Origin of the sequence: Tolypothrix sp. PCC 7712 (assembly GCF_025860405.1) — a bacterium.
GTDB classification, from domain to species: Bacteria; Cyanobacteriota; Cyanobacteriia; order Cyanobacteriales; family Nostocaceae; genus Aulosira; species Aulosira diplosiphon.
The window spans coordinates 1,483,204-1,502,646 of the sequence record NZ_CP063785.1; the positions used below are offsets into that span (position 1 = coordinate 1,483,204).

Genomic DNA, 19,443 nt, shown 5'->3' on the forward strand with positions numbered 1-19,443 from the left:
AATGATTGAAATATGCTGACGTACTCACAATGATTTGAAAGGATTGGTCTGATTAGGAAGTATATATGTCTAATACGAGTTTAAAGACTACGGCGGAATGGAATACGATACCCTGGCGAAAGTTAGAACGTAGCGTATACAAGCTTCAGAAAAGAATATACCAAGCTTCTCAACGTGGTGATACTAAGGCAGTCCGCAAACTCCAAAAAACCCTGATGAGGTCTTGGTCTGGAAAAGCTCTTGCAGTAAGAAAAGTCACCCAAGATAACCAAGGAAAGAAGGCAGCAGGTATTGACGGTGTAAAATCCCTTAAACCATCAGCCAGACTCACTTTGGTAATGAATATGAAGCTTAACCATAAGGTAAAAGCAACTCGTAGAGTATGGATTCCAAAACCCGGAAACGTTGAAAAACGACCACTAGGAATACCCACAATGCAAGATAGAGCAACTCAATCGCTTGTCAAACTGGCATTAGAACCAGAATGGGAGGCAAAATTTGAGCCCAATAGTTACGGTTTCAGACCCGGACGCAATGCCCATGATGCAAGAGAAGCAATATTTAATAGTATCAGATACTCAAACAAATGGGTATTAGATGCTGATATTTCAAAATGCTTCGATAAAATAAACCACGAAAAACTATTGACCAAAATTAACACATTCCCGACCATGAGGAGGCAAATAAAAGCATGGTTGAAAGCAGGAGTACTAGACAATGGTCATTTCTCAGAAACTACTGAGGGAACGCCACAAGGCGGTGTAATATCTCCACTATTAGCCAATATTGCCTTACATGGGCTAGAAAAGCTAGTAAAGGAGTTTGCAGCCAGCCAGAGAGGAGGAAAGGTGAAGAATCAGAACAGTATATCCCTAATTAGATATGCAGACGATTTTGTGATTCTTGCCCCCAATAAAACTCAAATAATAGTACTCAAAGAAATAGTAAAAACGTGGTTAGCAGAAATGGGACTGGAATTAAACCCTAACAAAACCCGTATAGTTTCGACTTTCAAAAGCTCAGAGATATTCGCCTCGCAAGAAGTAGGATTTAATTTCCTCGGTTTCAATGTGAAACAATACAAAGTGGGAAAGAATGACTCTGGAAAATTATCGAACGGTAAAAAGTTAGGGTATAAAACACTCATCAAGCCTAGTGTAAAATCAGTAAAGAAACACTACGATGACATAGCAAGAATAATCGATAATCACAAAAATGCTGCACAAGAAACACTAATAAGTAAACTTAACCCTGTAATCAGGGGATGGGTTAACTATTACTCAACATCAGTGAGTAAAGAGATATTCTCAAAGCTAAGTCATCTAATATATCAGAAGCTGAAACGCTGGGGAAAACGTCGTCACCCTGACAAGTCTAATGTATGGGTAACCAAGAAATATTGGCATACAGTAGGTGGCGATAACTGGGTATTCGCAGCAACAAAGAACGGAGAAATCACAATGAGGCTATTCAAACACTCACAAAAAGAAATTGTGAGACACGTAAAAGTAAAAGGTGATGCCTCACCGTTCGATGGGAACTTAAAATATTGGAGTTCAAGAAAGGGCGAAAATCCCTTAGTACCTAAAAGAGTAGCAATACTACTTAAAAAGCAAAAGGGGAAATGCTCTCATTGCGGATTGTACTTTAGAGAAGATGACCTAATCGAGATTGACCATATCATTCCTAAATCGCAAGGTGGAAAGGATGTATACGACAATCTGCAAGCATTACATAGGCATTGTCACGACGTTAAAACTGCCACTGACAACTCTTATAATCAACCTAAGAGCGATACAGAAATAAATGTGATGTGGTAGTGAGAAGTACCCACGACTTGGGTCAAGTCATTGAGGAGCCGTATGAGGTGAAAGTCTCAAGTACGGTTTTGAAGACCAGCAGGATTGGTGACAGTCTTGCTGAGTTTAATAACTCTCCTCAACTATCGTGGGATATTTTGACCAGAGTGAAAAATCTTTACCACCGACTCAAACCCACTGAGAAAAGAATTATCTTTCTGGGACAAAACATCGAACTACATGAATCTTTGGTACGCCTCATTCCCTACTGTGAAGTGCCACTACCCTTGGTCGAGCAGATTGAGGAACATTTACAGTCTTACCTGCAATATTTGTTAGAGTCAGCACAAGAGCAAGAAGTACAGTTCACAGTTTCCTTGGCTGCGGAAGAAAGAGAAACTTTGGCAAGGGCTGCACTAGGCTTGACGCTTGAGGAAATTAGCGACTTCCTCCGCTTAACAGTCAAAGAGCGTTTGAGCCGCAATGGTATCGTCATAGATGCTACTGTCACGCCATTAGTTGTTAAATACAAAACTCGGCTACTTGCACAAATGGGTATTGAGTTGGGCAAGCCAGCAACTATCCCATTCGGTGGGCTTGACTTATTGCGTGAGTGGTTGCAACGGCGGCGGCGATTGTTTACACAAGAAGCGCGATCGCTGCGTCTACCTCAGCCTAAAGGTGTTCTGTTGGCAGGTCCACCAGGAACAGGTAAATCAATAGTTGCCAAAAACATTGCTACTATTCTCAATCTACCGCTACTGCAACTAGACATTGCATCAATGCTGGGTAGTTTAGTAGGTGAGTCTGAGGGCAACGTCCGCCGCGCACTTAAAACAGCACAAGCCATTGCCCCCTGCATTTTATGGATAGACGAAATTGAGAAAGCTTTGTCTGGACAGGGTGATACAAGTGGAGTTTCCCAACGCATTTTGGGCAATATCCTCACATTCATGAGTGAGTGTACTGCTGGGGTTTTTGTTGTGGCTACCTGTAACGATCCATCAGCACTGCCAAGTGAACTCAAGAGAAAGGGCAGGTTTGATGAATTATTCTTCGTTGATTTACCAACTGAGCCTGAGAGAAGCCAAATCCTCTCTATTCATCTCCAAAGATTCGGTATCACGGTTGAAGATGAGTATCTCGAAGCGATCGCCGCTAACACTGTGAAGTTCTCAGGAGCCGAACTCGAAACCCTAGCAGCCGAAGCCGCATTACTAGCTTTTGATGAAGGACGACCGCAGCAGGTTACTTTAGGGGACTTGGAAAATTGTCGAAACTCTATCACTCCATTGGCAGTACAAGATGCGGCGGCTGTTGAAAGAATGCGAGATTGGGCAAAGGCGGCAAGAGCGGCTTCTGTTGTCGTTGAACAAACCACTAAGTCATTGAAGACAGCACGATTCCGTCACTTGAACTAATCAATTTGGGCGATCGCTTTGATCTACTAGAAGCAATCGCCCAATAAGTGAAATTTTGAGATGGCAACAACAAGAAAATATTGTAGCAATGCACAATTCATGGAAATATTTTTCTGAATATTGGGGAAATGCTTTGATTGGTGCTTACTTCAGTAATGATGAGAAATTATGGAGAGAAAAACTATGCCAAAGATTAAGTATTTGAATATTTTTGTTGCAACATCAGGAGCAGTAGTAATAGTTATCGGAGGCATGATTGGTGTTAAAGGAGCAATTGCAGGGTCAGGCGCAAAAAGTTGGATTTCCGGCGTATCTCTAATGCTAGGGGGAGTAGGATTGCAAGCAATAGCCTTAGACCGTTTCTTGAAAAATCAAATCGAAGAAGAAATCAACAGAACTTTAAATCAAAGGCTTAAGGCAATACCAAAAACTTGTAGAGGTTGCCGAAATTTTCACGGCATTGAATATGGAGCAGTAAAGCTGGTTTGCGCTATTTATCCGCATGGAGTAGATGAGACTACTTGCCCAGATTACGAGAAATTCAGTATCTAAAACATTCAAAGTCAAATAGACATTTACTTTGTTGTTTCAAGGTTAATTATTACAAATTGCTCAAAATATTAGCCAGAGAGTGTGTCACTACAAAAGGCTTTCACCCACTACAGATAGGCTATAGAGGGCATCCATGACACGACGCAAGTTAAAAAAGATAGATAAATTTGCACAAGCCCTGATTAATCAAAGGGGTTGCTCAATCTCCCCAGGAGAATATGAGTATGTCTCTGTTGGTGCAACATTAATTAGAGAGCATTTAAAAACTTTTTTTGATGGCACTGGTGTACAGCCACCAGAATTGAAAACTGTAAAAAACTGGTTTTATAGTGATTGTCCTGATTGGGCGATCGCGGTGCTAACGCGAGCATTAATTTCCCGAAATCAGGAAACTCCCCAATAATCCAAACTTCTATTGCCCACACAACGACGGGTAATTTAGGATTTAAACAGTTCAACAGTTCGACCTGAAAATGGAGATAATAACCATTAAACAATGCCGCAATTTATTAAAAATTCAATCTAGAGATACCATAAACAAGTATTTGAAAACCTTGAACTTATTTGGCAACAAGTACCTTAACTGGGAGCAGTTCCGACAAGTATTAGAACTTCAAATCTACCTGGGACTGAAACATGGGAGAAATAGCATATCGTGCTTTCGTCAAATGACTCGTCAAGAACTAGACCAGACATTTCAAATATATGGAGTTCAGGTAGATGCCAGATTAGCAGCAATACAAAAAATACATAGAGACTCAGTACCTCAAAAACCAGTTTGTGTAGTAAGTCTTTTAAAAGAGTGAACTGCTGATTTAATTCTCATTACAGCTTCCTACAGATTCATTACAAGCCTTTAAAGGGTTTTTGTCCTTGATAACAAAATACATTCATCTTGCTGAATTTACCAAAAATAAGCTTGTAGAATTCCCCAAAAAACTATAGATAGGAGTAATACCGCAACACTACAAAATCTAAACCTTTACCCAGTAGGGGTTAAACAGATTGTTAGGAAGCTGATTGTACATAAATCCATTATTAAATCCCCAATTTAAGTACAAATTTTTTTCAATTTGGTACAGGTGTAGTATTCAGTAAATAAATACAAGTGTCCATATATACGGAGATATCATGATGTTTAAAAGAATAGGAAACCAGGGTGTAAGGGTGTATGGGTATAGGGGTGTATGGGAAAGAATTAACCTGAGAATTAAGATACAAATTACTCAAAAACTCTGTTGATTTCTCCCTAAACCCTCACACCCCCACACCCGCAATAGATTCTGAGTAATAACAGGAAAAACAATGTGTATAGGAGAGAGAAATATACAAAAACATCTCTTGATGGTGCAACTGAAACAATAGAAACAGAAGAAAAAAATTCATCAGGGTTGTTAGAATTTTGTGCAGCCATTATCGCAATTACTCTCTCAATATTGACAGCCACTTTAATTTTGCAAAGTGTTAATCATGCCAGTAGTACTAGAGGATTGGATAAGCCAATCAACCAATCTGAGAAATATTTGTCAGAAGATCCGATCAGCCACAATTAGCGATCGCACATGGTATGAGTGGGAGCGATTAGCAGGAGCTTGTTACGCGCAAGGCAAGAAAATCTGCACTCGTCAGTACACACAAGAGCAGACAAAGATGCTGTTATGTTTGGCATGGTTGAGAAGGCATCACCCACGCTGCAAAGTGACTTATCGGAGCTTGAGAGATTATTTCCAGGCTAATGAATACAAATTAGAGGAGGTATTTGACAAGTATTGCGAACAGGTCAACTCTGGTGAAACTTTTGTAGCCAATGAAGTTACACAACAACCTAAAAAAATAGCTTTAAGTGAGGTGAAAAATTGTTGTAACCGGATTATTAACCGGGAGATTTCCAGGAATTGCTGGGCAAGTTGGAAGCAGTATTTAGGAATTGCAAAGTATGAAAAGTTTATAGATGAAGGGAAAGGCACATTGCTAACATACATGGCTTGTTGGCGACACGATCATCCCACTCAACGATTTCCCTCAGTAAATCAATTGCTAGTAATGATGAGAAATTGGTCACGCAGAGCAATGAGTATAGAAACAGCATCAAGCGCTCTGATGTTGCATCAATGGCAAATGCAGGGATGCAAGGGGAGAGATTTACACAAATACTTGGCTGCATGTGGCTACAAAGTCTCACCTCGCACATTGTACAAGTGGGGAGATTTTAGTAAACGAAGGCATTATTCGGTTTCTGAGTTAGCAAAGTGGAAAGAAAAAGCTTCAAAAAGGTTAGGAGTGGCATGATTCGATTACTAGATGTATTCAACAATGTTTTAGCTTTCACAATTAATTTTGTGTTGTGCGGAGAATACTGTAATTATTGCTAAGGAATATAAATTATGGCACGTAGAGGCTCGGAATTAATAGTACCAACAGAAGAGACATCAGTACAGACTTCATCGAAGGCAATTACTAGAAGTAAAAAAACCGAAATTACTACTCATAATCAACAAGCTTCAGCACAGGCTATTGAGGAGTTAGAGATTGCCTATGACTTTGATTTAAGAATAGCAATCATTCAAAAGTTAGTACAAAATAAACAGGTCATTCTTCAGTTGAAGGATAAAGAACGTCAAATTGCAGAAGCACTAGAACTAGCTAGATTGGAAGCTATTGAAATAGCGCGTGAAGAGGGAAAACAACAAGCCAGAGGTAAGATAGCCCAAAAAAAGGCTCAACAAAAAGCTGCAACACAACAGCACTTTATTGATGTGGAATTACCACAACTTATTGATAGCTGTGATTATCTGCCTTATGAAACCATGAAACAAACTATTAATGAGTTTGCATCTCGTTTAGGTGTGGAATTGGAGTGGAGGGATTTATCCGATGGACAATTCGAGTGCATCCCCAGTATCGGCTGAAGTTCTTGAGTTTATCGATACGGTAAATCAGGGTAAAGGATTTGCCCAGATCACCGAAATCATCAGTGCAGAAGTACAGCGCCAAATCGAAAACCAATTGTTAGAGTTCCAAAGTGCGATTGCCCAATCAAATTTGGCAGCAATTGAGGTGATGTCGCAGGAGTTGGAGAAGATCAAGCTGGAATCAGCAACACTCAGCGGGGTGATGGAGAGATTAACAGCCGCCGTCGCCCCAGATCTACCACCAACTGCTGATGAAGTCGTTAGCTTCCAACAGGCAATTAACAACTTAGAAAGGTATGGCAACATCATTCCCTCGCAAGCTGATATTTTAGCTGCTCAATTAAGAGTTAAAAACGGTCGTGCATGGTCATTAGTTTGGCAGTCATTAGCAAAGATGTTGATTAAAAAATTGGAGAAAAGGTTTTGCAAACAGCCCACTTACACCGAGCATATTGGTGCTACGAAAACAATTTAGGAATAGCCAAAATTCATTATCCTGCTTTGGGGATATTTGCCATATTATTTGAGAATGGCATTCCTAAAATCAATGTCAATTTTCTAGATAAAAAGGAATTCTCTTATTATTGGCAACAATACAAAAAACTAGGAATAACTTTACATTTGGGGATGAGAGTCGGCATAGATACTGAATTAGTCAGGGTCAGGCAAAAGGATAATCTTGTTACTTTTCCTGATATTAATCTGGAAATTAAGTTAGAAGAAAATTGTCGTTATTTTCGCCCACTAAATGGAGAATGGACGGAGTTTCAAGACGATGTATTTGTAGAGTATCAACCTTGCGATTCATTAATTAATGTAAGTTAGTCATGCCAAAAGCAAAACCCCCAGAATCACATAAAAATGGCGCATTGAGTCTGTCTGACTTAAGTGGTGATGTTAGCAAGGCAATTGTCTTCAGTGATTCTCATTTTGGTTTGGAATCAGCTGTGTGGGATAATGCTCAACGCATTGCTGATATGTTGCCTGTTGACATTAAAGTCTTTGGTGATTTGACCGAAGAAGATGTAGCTTCGGCAGTAGAAAAAGCTAAAGGAGCAGAGTTCCAAGCGAAAAACTGGACTGAATATTCAACAGCTATTAGTCGCTACCTCAAAGCTTTGTATAAGGTCAGAGAAAAGCAAGCAGAAGTTAGTGAAAATGTGGCTGAGGCGAGAGTACAACAAGCCGAATTAGAAAAGTCTTTGGGGACATCTTTAGCTAATTTAGAATCAAAATTTAGACAGATTGTGGGTGGTTCTCGTTCCGCGATCGCTAGTGTACAGGATGATTTAGAAATCAGTTTGGGACGAATTGCCTCACAGTACTCAGAAGGAAAAGCGAAAAAACAAGAGAAACTGAATACTGAAACTACTAAGAAACAACCAACTCCTTACGAAGAACAAACAGCTTCTTTAGTTGATAGATTCCGCCAATTGAGAGAAGCCAGATATGAAGGTGCATCCTTTGGGATTACACAACGAATTAAAAAGGCGGAGTAATGTCACAAATTTGTCGGCTTTTAACGAGTATATGTGGTTTTTTGGTGGCATCAGCCCTCGCACAATTAATTAGTTTATTACCCTGGTCATTTTTAGTTATAGGAGTAGCAGCAGTCATCACCTATTCCAAGGGGAAAACTGATAACTCCATGCTTTTACAAGTTATTGCTATTGGATTAGCTTTTGGGTGGATGAAATGTTACTTTGCTGGTTAAAAATTGCCACTAGTGGTTTGACTGCTTTAGTGCTAACTTTATCGGCTAACCCGAAAAACCTCAAGTTGTTCCCACCCGCAAATATTGCGGCGATCGCTTTGGCTAGTTATGCGGGTATCGAACTGAGAAAGCTAGAGAAATATTACCAAGATAAAGAGCGATGTGAGGATATGTTGGCTGCTCTTAAAGATACTCAAGCAGAAGAACAACTGCAATTTCTCTCGTCCGCAGCCCACAGAAAGCGTGAAAATGAGGATGCAGATAAGCGTACCCAAAGACAATTAAACCTGTTGCAAAAAACAGCACCACTGTTTAGTGAAGTTCTCAATCTCACCGGACAGAATGGTGCCGTAGAACGCATGGCTTTGGGGATGATCCAGAATGGAGAACCATTGGGTAATGTTCTGTTGGCAGCTTCCGAAGCCGAAATGCAATTGGAACAAGCTAAACTGCAAGCCCAAATTCATCAACGACAGTTAGAATTACAAGTCAAGCAAGTACAACAGCTTAAAAGCGCTGAAGTAACTCCTGTTAGTGCTACCTCAACCTCAGCACCACAAATAGCAAACTCGTCAAAGATTGATGGTTTAAAAAAAGCTGCAACAGTTGTTGGGCTGACAACTCAATGTTTGGGGGTAGACATTGCCCCCAGCTACGAAAGGTTAATTTTCTCTATTAGAACTGAGGATTTTCAATTAATTCCCAAATTTAAAGCTGCATCTAAACTAGCTTTGGGTATCACTGATAAAGAAGATTTACCCTTCTATATTTATGCTCCTGAACAAATAGCAGTAGAAGTGGCTTTAAAACCAGAAGACCGCACCTACTATAACTTCCCCCTTAAGCATTGGAATCAAGGATCGCGCCTGATTATTTTGGGTCTATCTCTTGATGGCGAAGTGATAATTGATTTAGCTAGTGAAGACACACCCCAATTGTTAGTGGTCGGTACAACTGGCTCTGGGAAGTCTAACTTCTTTCGCGCTGCTGCTTACTGTCTGCTCATGCAAGGTGCACGAGTTGATGTCTGTGGTGGTAAAGTCAGCGATTACGAAGATTTTGCTGACCGTTTCCCTCAGATCACGATGAACGATATGGGAAAAACTTTTGAGTTTGTTGGTGAGTATTTTCAAGAATGCGTCAGCAGAAACTCTATGACTAAGGCTGAACTAGACCAACAACAGCCCTGGGTATTGTTCATTGATGAGTATAAAGGTACTGTTCCCCTCGATGATCCGCGACGCAAAACTTACGATCAGCAGTTGTGTGAAGTTGGTCGCCGGGGGAGAGGGCTAAAGATTCATGTTGTTATCGGTTTACAACGTGCAGCCAAGAGAGGAAAGGAAGATCCCCAAGGTTTACCCCCAGATTTACGCGATAACTTACCTTGTCGCATTGCGTTTCGTTGTGTTGATGCTACTAGTGGTCGGATGATTTTAATGCGCCGAGAGGAGGCGGTTACTTCATTGCAAGGTCGCGGTGACGGTATTGTGCAATCTGGTTTGCTAGATAAAAGATTTCAGGCTTATCGATTCGAGACTATTCCAGCTTAATTTTTACTTTTACACCTCTAATTGTATGCTGCCTTCCAAGTTTGCTGAAGCTGCTGGCTTTCCTGCCTACTGGCACGAAAGTGACTTACAAAAATATATTAGCGATCGCTTGAAAGAGCGCGGATTCCAAACTCATCTGGAAGTCCAAGCCAATGGAGGACGAGCCGATATAGTCACGAATTGGCAAGGTGGAGCAATCATCGAGTGTAAAAAATATCTCGATCGCAATACTGTTTATCAAGCTGTTGGGCAACTCAACCTTTACGGCTTGAACAATACACACAAACTGATTGTCATGGGATTTGTCACACCTGATGCGCGTGAGCAATCATCAGCGCTCAAGACTGCCTTAATGGTTGAGCAAAATCCCCGTATACAAGTTGTGTTTGTTAACCTTGAGTCAGAGTGGCTTCCTGGTGGTAAAGTGCGAATTGGGTTTGGGAATCTCAAGTTTTGGAATTTTCGGCTGACTCAACTACCTAACTTTCAAGATTGGCGTTGGTGGTTGAATGTGGCTCAAGCTCATCCTCTGATTTTGATTTTGGCAGGCTCTTTGTTTTTGGGGGTATTGCCAGAGATCTCAAAACTCACTTCTGCTACTTCCAGTCATACGAGCAATTCTGTTAAATGGATGCAGAATGCAGAATTTATTAGGCGTTAACCAATCGTGTGGGAAGTCCCTATATTTAACGAAGTGAAATAGGTTCTGCGATAGCATCATGTAGGGGGAGCATATCAACTTTGTTAGAACAAAAGAACTAACAGTACCTACAGCCTATGACCGCCAGAAAAAAATGTGTCCCACTCAGACAACCTGCTCGAAATTCGGCAGGCGATCGCACAGCCTAACTGAACAGGGAGAAGAATTAGATGATAGCGTTAGCATAAACAGTTATTTAGACAGGTATATTTAATGCTATACCGATGAACAAATTCCCCAATTCCTTTGGTTCTAATTTATGCAACCCACCTCCATAAACCCGACCCCCAGAAATTAGAGCCTCTTGAGAAATATCATTAAGACTCAACCATAAATCTTGTTTTAGTGAAGGTTGACTGGTCAGCGCATCAGCCAAAATGGTCTTGGGATATAGCATCAAGTAAACATTTGCCGCGATCGCATTAGAATTATTCAAGATAAAACGAAAAGCTTTTCCCCGACTGCTATTAGTACGTCCCATATAGGTGCAAAGATAGGGAGCAGGAGAACGATTTTCCTGGGAGTACCAAGGATTACGATGCTTGCAGAGGTAGTGGGAACTCATACCAGTTTCTATCCCCATCTGGAGATATTTCCACAATGTAGGGTAGCTGTTTTCTATTTCAGATACAGGTAAATTACAATCCAGTAAAAATAATTGCTGCTCTAAAATAGGATTACCGAGAGCATCGGCACTGATTTCATCTAATAGTAAATATCGGGGACTGGGTAGAATCGGCTTTAGGAAATAAGCAGGAATTTGGTGAGCAATCGCTTGCTCTTTAGTAAGTATAAAGAAATTATTCGCTCCCGTTGCCAGTCCGCGTTTTATAGTGAATAAATCTTTTAATTGATATCGTTGTAAATTAAAGTTTATCGCTTCAATTGTCGAGCCAATCGTCGTCCACTTCACAGTATTGTGTAATATTTCTGATGAAATATACTTTCTCTCATTAGGTGTAGTAAGACTACCACCGTAGGAAAACTCGACTGTATGATTTTTTGATGGCAAGGTTTTCTGAAACCAAACAATCGCACTTGATACTAATGCGTCATCGAACTGTACATCATTGGCACAAAACCGATGGACGCGCAATAGTGTGACTTTATTCAGTAAATAATCCTTTATTTGCTGCCCATAATTTACATCCATAAACCCACTGGGTATTAACCAGCCAGCGATGCCATCTTTTGCCATCCAAGCATCTGCAATACATAAAAAATGGCAATACAAACTAGCCAACTGGCTGAGTTTCACCCCAGCTATATTTTGACTTTGATTTTGTAATCTCAATTTATCGCTGCGAGTTAAATGATGGTGACGAACATAGGGGGGATTGCAAATTATCAAGTTTGCTTTTTTATCTTGATTTTCAGGTGGTATCGCTTTTGTAAAGTCGTTAATATTAAGTTGTAATGGTGTATTCTTCCATAATGAAATCGCCTCATTCCCGTAGTGCGAATCAATTTCATAACCTACGGCTGTTCCGATTTGTGATTGAGGAAATAGTTGCAGCAGTGCGGAATAAAAGGAGCCTGTACCAAATGCAGGATCAAGAAACCTGATGTTTTGATTTTGTGGCAATAAACTCTTCGCATATTCCACAATTGCGCTTGCTAATTCTATCGGCGTTGCAAATTGACCAAGCTTGTTGCGTTCAATTTGAGTTTTAGCAGCATCAAGTTGAGTCTGTCGCTTTACTCTCGTTTCTTCCGTTAATTGAGTAATATTCATATTCCAAATAATGCTAAATCATCAACGCGATGTTCCCATGCCCAATCAATTCCTTCTGCGGCTTCATATCCTAAATATCCGCTGTCAAAATAGCCGCAGAGAAACAAAATAAAATTGACCTCATTCCCATAGCTGCTCTTTAATTGTGCGATTTTAACTGCCTCTTCTTTCCGCCGCTTGTTGGGGTTAGTAAAATCTCCAGCAGATTTTGCTTCTATCAATAAAGGTAAATCTCCAGGCGATGATTGTAGGGGCATAATGACAGCATCTACGGGAATATTAACTTTTTTGCTACCAGATTGTAAGTTTACTGAGATATTGAGGCGAAATGCAAAATTTCCTGGCTGTATTGTATTGAATCTTAACTCGGTTCCTCTTGCTACATATTTGTAACCGCGTGCTTCCAACCACTCACGAATTACAGCCAGTTGTCTTTGCTCCTGAGCATTGCGGATAATTGGGTCAGCCACCGCACCACACAAACGGTCTGCAACAATTGTCGCTGCTCTATGGATTTGTGCTTCTGTTGGGTCAATTCCAGTATCGAGCCAAGGGAAAATATCTTTATCGATTAGTTGTGCGAACACTTGGCTAATTTTCTCCAGTTCCTCATCGATGAGCGCACTTTCCATTTTGGGTGGAATTCGTTGTTTCTCCTCCATGTTTTTGACCAAGTTGGGTAAAACATCTGCCAATCCAATAAGGCGATCGCGTGCGATGGGTGGTGCTGTCGCCATGCGGAGAATCGGCAACACTGATGGATGTTGGTGCAATATGACAGGTGCGATGTTAGTCAAATTAGCTGTCCAAACCAGCGCTGATTCGACTTGTTGTGCGGTAATAACGCGAGTGTTACGGTATGCGCTGGGGGCAAACTGCATAAACCAGTTGTTGTACAAGTCTACCGACTGGGCTATATCCTGCTTCCATAAATGGGGTTTGTCGGCGTTAACTGGCACTTAATACTTCCTCAGTTACTGGTTAATATTTGGATTTGTCTGACTAGGAGCATGTTTTTGGAGCTTCTGTGGGAGCACGAACCCACAATAATTCCAGCATCACATTGTGGAAGAAGCAACGATTGGCTGTACTCTGACCGGGAATAGTTATTAGATATACATTCCACCAAACCAAATGCTACCAGTTCCTCGGCTGTCGGGGCAATGATTTCGGTACAAATAAACGGATGGTCGAATTCAAAAACCATAGTTTAAATAAACTGTCAAATACGAGCGATCACCTCCATCAAACCTTATAGCAATAAATTAGGTTCATGGAAATAAATGTAAGGTAGTTTAAGTAACCCGCAAAATGAACTTACCCTACGAAATAGGACATCCCCGAAGAATTACAATCTGAGAGAAATTTCTCACTCACTTATTATCGTTTAAGCCAACTGGTCATTTTTTGAACAAGATCATGTCCTTTGCAGAGTATCCACTTCCTCAAGCTAGGGTTAAGTTTTCTTGTTTGTGGGGTAATATCTGGAACAGTTTTAATGGTATTGATTGGTGTAGGCTTTCCGTAATAGCTTGCTTTGGCAGCTTTATCCTTCAAGCGATTATTATTGACCTGTTCGTCATCCCAAGTTGAAGCCTCGATCGCTTGTCCACGTCGGATAAAGTAGTGGGAACGGCAGGATAAACTCCAGTTACCGATCGACGGATGTAATGAGACTGTTTCTCCATCAAATATCAATGACCAGTCAATTGGCGTAAAGGGTGTGACCACCTCTTCACCGCAACCGCAGCAACAACGGTGGACAGCTATGGCGTATTCTATAGAAATGTAAAGCACGCCCGACTCCAAACATTCTGGAATATGCTCGACGAAACGGTGTTCGAGATAAGTATGGCGCATCATGAGCCTCCAGTATTAGTTAGAGAGTTGCCATCAGTCGTATACAGGCAGTGATGCTCCCGATCCAAATCACGGTAAAAACCCCGAAGTTTTTTCCACTTGATGACAGCCATTGATGCGTTTAGGGCATTCAAGTCAGCAACCTGAATATTGGAGGTGTATATGTCATCCTCGCTACCGTCAGAAAAGTTGACTTTACCCTGGTAAATATGCTCACGATTGTCTGGAGTGCTTGTTGTCACCCGTAAGAGACCACCTAGCGAGTCATCGACTAATTCCAGTCCCATGCCAAGATCAATGAAAGATATGCCCAGAGCCTCCAGTTTTTGAAAGATCGCCCGCTTCGCCGCCCCACTATCTATGCAAATAAACACGAAGCTAAGACCTTCTAACAAGTGAAGGTTGTCAGCACCGAGCGCTACGGCATGAGGGATGATCCTTCGGTGCATCTTAGAATAGATGCCCGCCATATAATCGACCTTCTGGGGTGCTTCCCGCAAATCGTCTATCGAGGGTGCTCCAGGTGATCGAAAAGCATTATGCTGAAGGAAGAGGTCAGGATCGAAAAGGTGAATTTCCCTTACAGGAGTCTTGGCGGCCAAATCTAGCACATACGATCCAGTGCCGCCCAGCCCGATAATCCCTACTGTTTCGGTAGCAAGACGCTGGGTAAGGGCACCAATACCTACCCGATCAGACGCTGTCTCAATGTAGTTGAAGATGCTGTCCTCCCCTTCGTCAGGTACACGGAAGGTTCGTGGGCTTATACCTGGTTGCAAGACTGCCGCCGCTCCAGAGATGATAACAGCATAGGTTGACATTTTGTGGTAATAGTCTGTATAGCCACCAGCTGGCTTACTTGAGAAGGAGTGCTTTGCTATCACTCCGTGTCCGATATCCCTATCACCACTTTGATGTGCGATCTGGTGGATCGCTGTACCATCGGCATTACAGGGAAACTCACCATCAAAGAAGACTACATGGTCTCCAGCATATTGAGTAACATCTCCAGCCATGTTTAAGGTCGAAATAAGCGTTCCGGTTCGCACCTGCCGTTGGGCGTTAACGTAAGGAATCTCTCGCAGAAGAAGGAGACCGCCCTGGATTTGGATACAATAGCCCTCATCGCGCAGGCGCTTCAGGTCTGGACTATGATTTATCAGTTTGTGTGACATTAAAGATGCTTCCTTTTTTGATTTTGATGACATTGCCAGCACTCAGTACGCCATCGGGAGGCACAGAAGCAGCTTTGCGATAGGTGACAGAAAAAACAGCGTTTGGATTATGTGTACCAGGGAAGGCTAGTTCAACGATTTGTTCAAACGTTACGCTAGGTCCAAACACTAATTTTGGTCTGGCATTGACGATAATTTCGATCTTGCTTGTCGGAAGAGGTGCAGTGATAAAGCACTCGATGCCTGGGGCAGTTAGGTCAATCATCTCCTCTGGGTCAATCAGCTTGTCTGTCCCACCGCGAATTTCAAGGAATACTGCCTGCTCATTGCCGACGTTGGCAAGTTCATAGAGATCGGAACCTCTGATCGCAGGCTTGCCCCAAGTGATTTGGCGATCGTTGAGGGTCAACTTAAAATTACGGTCGGTGCGGAAGACCACAAATTTCTCAACGCCGCGTCCGCGCAGATCAAATGATTCGTCGAGGCGGATATCCTCGAAGTCACCCGAAGGCAAAATAGCGAACAAGCTGTAGTCGCCCTGTCGTTCAAGTCCACCCGCAACAAGAATTTGGCGACCTAGAGGAACAGGATCGGCTATCTCAATAGTTCGGAAGTTCAAATTATCTAACGCAAATTGGATCGAGTATGTACGGGACTCGCCCCGATCTCCACAAGAATCCGCTGAATTATTTTTCATGAAATTTTATCTCCTAAATCTTGATTACGTAGAAAGAAACAACTTTTAGATACCCTAACAGAGGAAAAATTGCATGTCAACTGCAAAAACACAAATTAATGTCAATATTAGAAACACGTCAATCACATTGACATAACACCCTTTTTTTCCGATACTGGATGTTATGAAAACTAATGAAACGCTCTTATATCAAAAACTTGGTCAGCATCTACGGCAAAAGCGAGAGGCAGCTAAATTAACCCAAGCGCATGTGGCAGAAGGGGTTGGGGTCTTGCGTACCTCAATTACCAATATTGAAGCAGGTCGTCAGAAAGCCCCCCTGCACTTAATCTACGAGCTTTGTGCTGTTTTACAGGTTGACATCAAGGATGTTTTGCCTCCCCTGAGTGAACTAGCAGAGACTCAAAACTCGACCATTGAGATCGGTGGTCGCCTAAAAAATGTTCCTCCAAGAAGTGCCGAATTGATTGATGAATTACTTAATAACGCAACTTAATTAACACAATGTCTGTCAAAGCCAAGAAACTTGCCCAATCTCTTATAGAAAGCTACAAGCTTGCAATTCCTGTTGATTTAAATTTGATTGCCGAACAGGAGGGCATTTTTATACGAAAGGAGGCTCTTGAAGACAATGTGTCGGGTATGCTGGTAATTAAGGATGAACAATCGGTGATAGTTGTTAATGTCAAGCATCACCCGAATCGGCAGAGATTTACTATTGCTCACGAATTAGGGCATTATTTTTTGCATAGAAAACTTGCAAGTATATTTTTTGATGAGTCATTATTGTTTTTTCGGGATGAGAAGTCTGCCCAAGGAACAAAATTTCAAGAGATAGAGGCAAATACTTTTGCAGCAGAACTCTTAATGCCTGAGAAAGTTCTGCGGGAAAGACTCTCCCAAGAACCGCTAGACGCACTAGATGATGTTGAGCAGTCTGCTCTTGGAGAACTTGCAGATGAACTTCAAGTTAGTTGTCAAGCACTGACTATACGACTAACACGATTAGGTTTAATCACTGGTTGAGACAAAACCAGTTTAATTGGCTCAAACTTTGGCTCTCTCGTTGAATATTCTATTAATTCATCTTGCTACTCACGGTTTACTGGATGATTTTAAAGGTTTAGGTGTCCCCAGTGCTGTGGCTCTCTCCCCTGATGATAAAGATAACGGCTTGCTAACTGCAAATGAAATTTTAGATTTAAAAACTAACGCCGAATTAGTTGTTTTAAGTGCTTGCGATACTGGGCAAGGTACAGTTACAGGTGATGGTGTCATTAGGTTATCTCGCGCTTTAATTTCTGCCGGTGCGCTGAGTGTGATTGTCACATTATGGTCAATTCCCGATAGTCCTTCCGCATTATTAATGGGGGAATTTTACCGCCAGTTTCAGAAAAATCCTGATAAAGCACAAGCACTGCGGCAAGCAATTTTGGTAACGATGAAACAGCATCCTCATCCTAGCGCATGGGCTGCATTTACTTTGATTGGCGAAGCTGAGTGAGAACTCAGGTTATTTGGTGTCGCTAGCTAACGACATTACTGCGATCGCTTTATCCTGATACTGTTTGTCAATCTTTATACCATAAGTGCTTAAAACACTGTAGCGATCGCACTGTAAAAAATCAAGCCAATAAAAACACTTCAAAAATTATTTGATTTTCAAGCATTCGTATCAGCTAACGCTTGTGGAAAATTTGCCTGAAGCGTTTAAAAGAATAATTTTGTAATGTATGTGAAGATATTTTACCAAAATGCTTATCCAAAGAATTCTTGATAAATTGCGCTTCAACTAAATCGTCAATGCTGGTTCGGTGTAAAACGGGTGTAAAGATTGTGTGCAAGCTCGAAAGCATTAGAAAATCAAGGTTGTTGTCACCTTCCCAAGGTAAACTCAAGTTGGTAGTGCGTTAGCGTTGGCGGAGCCAACGCACCAGAAGCTTTGCCGTTCGCGGTAGCGTGTCTGAAAGAGAAAGCATCGCTTAATTAGCCCATATCATAATTTGTAGATGTAGTCAAATTATGCCCTACATCCTCAGATAACTCCTTTTCTCTAAGCATTAATGCTTAATCTTTCTCTGATTTTGATTATTGGGGATATAAGTTCTAAAGTTGAGAGCAGACAAAAATATTATCTTTCGCGATCGCCTGTAAAATGCCAAAAGCTAGATAATGATTATATATCTGTTATTGAGATTAGCTATAACTGAATACTGTAAAGAGTTAGAGAGTATTCGCCTCTTTAATCGCACCGCAGAGGTCAGGGATTCGAGTTCCCTATTCTCCACTAATTTCAAATCTATAAGCTGCAAATCTTTCAAGGCTTCGCACTGCGAGTAATCAGCTACCTCATTGCCATTAAATTATAGCTGAAAATGTGGCAAATCTGGATAAACCTAGATAATTAACAGTGTTTAGCTTACCCCTTCAAATAACTGGGATTCCATTGTAACCAGTAAGTTTCTAAGGATCTGGCGATTACATCTGCTAATTTACCAAATAAGGCGTATAGCAAAATGCTTAATACCACGACATCTGTTTGCATAAATTCTCTGGCGTTCATTGCCATATAACCAATCCCAGAATCAGCAGCGATGGTTTCAGCAACAATCAGTGTCAACCACATAATACCTAAAGAAAAACGCACACCTACCAAAATAGAAGATAATGCGCCGGGGAGAATAATTCGCCAAAATAAGCCCCAGGTATTTAAACCATAAACTTTTCCCATTTCAATTAATCCAGAATCTACACTCCGGATACCATGAAATGTATTTAAATAAATTGGGAACATTACACCTAAAGATACAAGAAATAATCTAGCTTCATCCCCAATTCCAAACCATAAAATTACTAGGGGGATTAATGCGAGGTTGGGAATATTACGTAACATTTGAATAGAAGTATCTAACAATTTCTCAGCAATTGGAGAAATCCCATTTACTAAACCTAAAATAAAGCCAATACTGCCACCTACCAAAAAGCCAGAAATTGCTCTAGCAGCACTAATACCAATATTTCTAAATAGTTCACCAGTTTGGGCTAAATGAATAGCAGCGCCCAGTACACTTAAAGGCGCAGGTAAAATTCTTGTAGGAATTATGCCTAGAGATGATAATAATTGCCAGACAACAATAATGGATATGGGTACTAACCAAGGGATGAAAGATTGAATTTGGCGATTTTTGAGAAATTGATATTTTGATTTTTGCTTTTTCATTGTTTGCTTTGATGGAAAGCTATTAGGAGAAGATGAGATAGTTTTCATGATGTACTATTGCTTGATAGCAGCCTATGTGGACACAGTTAGAAAAGGAACTGATGA

Annotated in this window: 22 protein-coding genes and 1 pseudogene; 16 read left to right on the forward strand and 7 right to left on the reverse strand. The window is 41.1% G+C overall.

The features are described 5' to 3' along the window. Positions 1 to 65 precede the first annotated feature (65 nt). From ltrA to HGR01_RS05960, 12 genes are all read left to right on the forward strand, one after another. Complete coding sequence (gene ltrA / locus HGR01_RS05905; protein ID WP_045868385.1) at positions 66 to 1,820, forward strand: group II intron reverse transcriptase/maturase; 1,755 nt, start codon at positions 66 to 68, stop codon at positions 1,818 to 1,820. Continuing rightward, positions 1,814 to 3,220, forward strand: a complete 1,407-nt coding sequence (locus HGR01_RS05910; protein WP_263420048.1) for an AAA family ATPase — start codon at positions 1,814 to 1,816, stop codon at positions 3,218 to 3,220. The genes ltrA and HGR01_RS05910 overlap by 7 nt, the downstream gene beginning before the upstream one ends. A 168-nt stretch (positions 3,221 to 3,388) precedes the next feature. After that, positions 3,389 to 3,772, forward strand: a complete 384-nt coding sequence (locus HGR01_RS05915; protein ID WP_155539108.1) for a hypothetical protein — start codon at positions 3,389 to 3,391, stop codon at positions 3,770 to 3,772. Between the two features lie 133 nt (positions 3,773 to 3,905). Next, positions 3,906 to 4,175, forward strand: a complete 270-nt coding sequence (locus HGR01_RS05920; RefSeq protein WP_045869348.1) for a hypothetical protein — start codon at positions 3,906 to 3,908, stop codon at positions 4,173 to 4,175. A 1,067-nt stretch (positions 4,176 to 5,242) separates the two neighbouring features. After that, a complete protein-coding gene (locus tag HGR01_RS05925; protein ID WP_155539106.1) occupies positions 5,243 to 6,061 on the forward strand; it encodes a hypothetical protein in 819 nt (272 codons plus the stop codon). 95 nt (positions 6,062 to 6,156) lie between these two features. After that, complete coding sequence (locus tag HGR01_RS05930; protein ID WP_045869344.1) at positions 6,157 to 6,681, forward strand: hypothetical protein; 525 nt, start codon at positions 6,157 to 6,159, stop codon at positions 6,679 to 6,681. Then, positions 6,647 to 7,159, forward strand: coding sequence for a hypothetical protein (locus tag HGR01_RS05935; RefSeq protein WP_045869343.1), 513 nt, complete (start codon positions 6,647 to 6,649; stop codon positions 7,157 to 7,159). The genes HGR01_RS05930 and HGR01_RS05935 overlap by 35 nt, the downstream gene beginning before the upstream one ends. Further along, positions 7,108 to 7,509, forward strand: a complete 402-nt coding sequence (locus tag HGR01_RS05940) for a hypothetical protein (protein WP_155539104.1) — start codon at positions 7,108 to 7,110, stop codon at positions 7,507 to 7,509. The genes HGR01_RS05935 and HGR01_RS05940 overlap by 52 nt, the downstream gene beginning before the upstream one ends. A gap of 2 nt (positions 7,510 to 7,511) precedes the next feature. Then, on the forward strand, positions 7,512 to 8,183 hold the full coding sequence (locus tag HGR01_RS05945; RefSeq protein ID WP_045869341.1) for a hypothetical protein: 672 nt from the start codon (positions 7,512 to 7,514) through the stop codon (positions 8,181 to 8,183). Continuing rightward, on the forward strand, positions 8,183 to 8,398 hold the full coding sequence (locus HGR01_RS05950; protein WP_045869340.1) for a hypothetical protein: 216 nt from the start codon (positions 8,183 to 8,185) through the stop codon (positions 8,396 to 8,398). The genes HGR01_RS05945 and HGR01_RS05950 overlap by 1 nt, the downstream gene beginning before the upstream one ends. Further along, on the forward strand, positions 8,380 to 9,951 hold the full coding sequence (locus tag HGR01_RS05955; RefSeq protein ID WP_045869339.1) for a hypothetical protein: 1,572 nt from the start codon (positions 8,380 to 8,382) through the stop codon (positions 9,949 to 9,951). Before HGR01_RS05950 ends, HGR01_RS05955 begins: the two co-directional genes overlap by 19 nt. Positions 9,952 to 9,976: 25 nt before the next feature. Next, positions 9,977 to 10,612, forward strand: a complete 636-nt coding sequence (locus tag HGR01_RS05960) for a hypothetical protein (RefSeq protein ID WP_045869338.1) — start codon at positions 9,977 to 9,979, stop codon at positions 10,610 to 10,612. A 235-nt stretch (positions 10,613 to 10,847) separates the two neighbouring features. Here the strand turns inward: HGR01_RS05960 and HGR01_RS05965 are convergent, their stop codons facing one another. From HGR01_RS05965 to HGR01_RS05985, 5 genes are all read right to left on the reverse strand, one after another. Beyond that, positions 10,848 to 12,386 carry an Eco57I restriction-modification methylase domain-containing protein gene (locus HGR01_RS05965; RefSeq protein ID WP_045869337.1) on the reverse strand — a complete coding sequence of 513 codons (1,539 nt, stop codon included), beginning with the start codon at positions 12,384 to 12,386 and terminating at the stop codon, positions 10,848 to 10,850. Next, positions 12,383 to 13,345, reverse strand: coding sequence for a XamI family restriction endonuclease (locus HGR01_RS05970; RefSeq protein ID WP_045869336.1), 963 nt, complete (start codon positions 13,343 to 13,345; stop codon positions 12,383 to 12,385). The genes HGR01_RS05965 and HGR01_RS05970 overlap by 4 nt, the downstream gene beginning before the upstream one ends. Positions 13,346 to 13,766: 421 nt before the next feature. Beyond that, complete coding sequence (locus tag HGR01_RS05975; protein WP_263420047.1) at positions 13,767 to 14,183, reverse strand: DUF6527 family protein; 417 nt, start codon at positions 14,181 to 14,183, stop codon at positions 13,767 to 13,769. Between the two features lie 62 nt (positions 14,184 to 14,245). After that, on the reverse strand, positions 14,246 to 15,454 hold the full coding sequence (locus HGR01_RS05980) for a ThiF family adenylyltransferase (RefSeq protein ID WP_228045307.1): 1,209 nt from the start codon (positions 15,452 to 15,454) through the stop codon (positions 14,246 to 14,248). Beyond that, positions 15,396 to 16,118 (reverse strand): multiubiquitin domain-containing protein, encoded by a 723-nt coding sequence (locus HGR01_RS05985; RefSeq protein WP_045869333.1) that lies wholly within the window; start codon positions 16,116 to 16,118, stop codon positions 15,396 to 15,398. The genes HGR01_RS05980 and HGR01_RS05985 overlap by 59 nt, the downstream gene beginning before the upstream one ends. 163 nt (positions 16,119 to 16,281) lie before the next feature. Here HGR01_RS05985 and HGR01_RS05990 point away from each other — a divergent pair, with 163 nt between their 5' ends. From HGR01_RS05990 to HGR01_RS06000, 3 genes and pseudogenes are all read left to right on the forward strand, one after another. Further along, positions 16,282 to 16,614: a helix-turn-helix transcriptional regulator gene (locus tag HGR01_RS05990; RefSeq protein WP_052335125.1), complete on the forward strand. Its 333-nt coding sequence runs from the start codon at positions 16,282 to 16,284 to the stop codon at positions 16,612 to 16,614. Between the two features lie 8 nt (positions 16,615 to 16,622). Further along, positions 16,623 to 17,144 carry an ImmA/IrrE family metallo-endopeptidase gene (locus HGR01_RS05995; RefSeq protein ID WP_045869332.1) on the forward strand — a complete coding sequence of 174 codons (522 nt, stop codon included), beginning with the start codon at positions 16,623 to 16,625 and terminating at the stop codon, positions 17,142 to 17,144. Positions 17,145 to 17,196: 52 nt separating this feature from the next. After that, positions 17,197 to 17,622, forward strand: a pseudogene (locus HGR01_RS06000) (CHAT domain-containing protein); the annotation flags it as partial. A gap of 9 nt (positions 17,623 to 17,631) precedes the next feature. Here the strand turns inward: HGR01_RS06000 and HGR01_RS06005 are convergent. Then, positions 17,632 to 17,766 (reverse strand): hypothetical protein, encoded by a 135-nt coding sequence (locus tag HGR01_RS06005; RefSeq protein WP_255325174.1) that lies wholly within the window; start codon positions 17,764 to 17,766, stop codon positions 17,632 to 17,634. A 415-nt stretch (positions 17,767 to 18,181) separates the two neighbouring features. On the opposite strand from HGR01_RS06005, the gene HGR01_RS06010 reads away from it, so the two are divergent. Beyond that, the gene (locus tag HGR01_RS06010) at positions 18,182 to 18,328 is read left to right on the forward strand and encodes a hypothetical protein (protein WP_264265652.1); all 147 of its coding nucleotides are present in this window, start codon (positions 18,182 to 18,184) and stop codon (positions 18,326 to 18,328) included. A gap of 209 nt (positions 18,329 to 18,537) precedes the next feature. Here the strand turns inward: HGR01_RS06010 and ssuC are convergent, their stop codons facing one another. Next, positions 18,538 to 19,338 carry an aliphatic sulfonate ABC transporter permease SsuC gene (ssuC, locus tag HGR01_RS06015; RefSeq protein ID WP_045869657.1) on the reverse strand — a complete coding sequence of 267 codons (801 nt, stop codon included), beginning with the start codon at positions 19,336 to 19,338 and terminating at the stop codon, positions 18,538 to 18,540. Positions 19,339 to 19,443: the final 105 nt, after the last annotated feature.

Coding starts and splice junctions, on each gene's coding strand:
- HGR01_RS05960 (WP_045869338.1), top strand. CDS start 9,977: ATGCTGCCTTCCAAGTTTGCTGAAGCTGCTGGCTTTCCTGCCTACTGG.
- HGR01_RS05990 (WP_052335125.1), top strand. CDS start 16,282: ATGAAAACTAATGAAACGCTCTTATATCAAAAACTTGGTCAGCATCTA.
- HGR01_RS05955 (WP_045869339.1), top strand. CDS start 8,380: ATGTTACTTTGCTGGTTAAAAATTGCCACTAGTGGTTTGACTGCTTTA.
- ltrA (WP_045868385.1), top strand. CDS start 66: ATGTCTAATACGAGTTTAAAGACTACGGCGGAATGGAATACGATACCC.
- HGR01_RS05930 (WP_045869344.1), top strand. CDS start 6,157: ATGGCACGTAGAGGCTCGGAATTAATAGTACCAACAGAAGAGACATCA.
- HGR01_RS05920 (WP_045869348.1), top strand. CDS start 3,906: ATGACACGACGCAAGTTAAAAAAGATAGATAAATTTGCACAAGCCCTG.
- HGR01_RS05935 (WP_045869343.1), top strand. CDS start 6,647: ATGGACAATTCGAGTGCATCCCCAGTATCGGCTGAAGTTCTTGAGTTT.
- HGR01_RS05965 (WP_045869337.1), bottom strand. CDS start 12,386: ATGAATATTACTCAATTAACGGAAGAAACGAGAGTAAAGCGACAGACT.
- HGR01_RS06010 (WP_264265652.1), top strand. CDS start 18,182: ATGCTTAATCTTTCTCTGATTTTGATTATTGGGGATATAAGTTCTAAA.
- HGR01_RS05915 (WP_155539108.1), top strand. CDS start 3,389: ATGGAGAGAAAAACTATGCCAAAGATTAAGTATTTGAATATTTTTGTT.
- HGR01_RS05995 (WP_045869332.1), top strand. CDS start 16,623: ATGTCTGTCAAAGCCAAGAAACTTGCCCAATCTCTTATAGAAAGCTAC.
- HGR01_RS05925 (WP_155539106.1), top strand. CDS start 5,243: ATGCCAGTAGTACTAGAGGATTGGATAAGCCAATCAACCAATCTGAGA.
- HGR01_RS05985 (WP_045869333.1), bottom strand. CDS start 16,118: ATGAAAAATAATTCAGCGGATTCTTGTGGAGATCGGGGCGAGTCCCGT.
- HGR01_RS05980 (WP_228045307.1), bottom strand. CDS start 15,454: ATGTCATCAAAATCAAAAAAGGAAGCATCTTTAATGTCACACAAACTG.
- HGR01_RS05950 (WP_045869340.1), top strand. CDS start 8,183: ATGTCACAAATTTGTCGGCTTTTAACGAGTATATGTGGTTTTTTGGTG.
- ssuC (WP_045869657.1), bottom strand. CDS start 19,338: ATGAAAAAGCAAAAATCAAAATATCAATTTCTCAAAAATCGCCAAATT.
- HGR01_RS05945 (WP_045869341.1), top strand. CDS start 7,512: ATGCCAAAAGCAAAACCCCCAGAATCACATAAAAATGGCGCATTGAGT.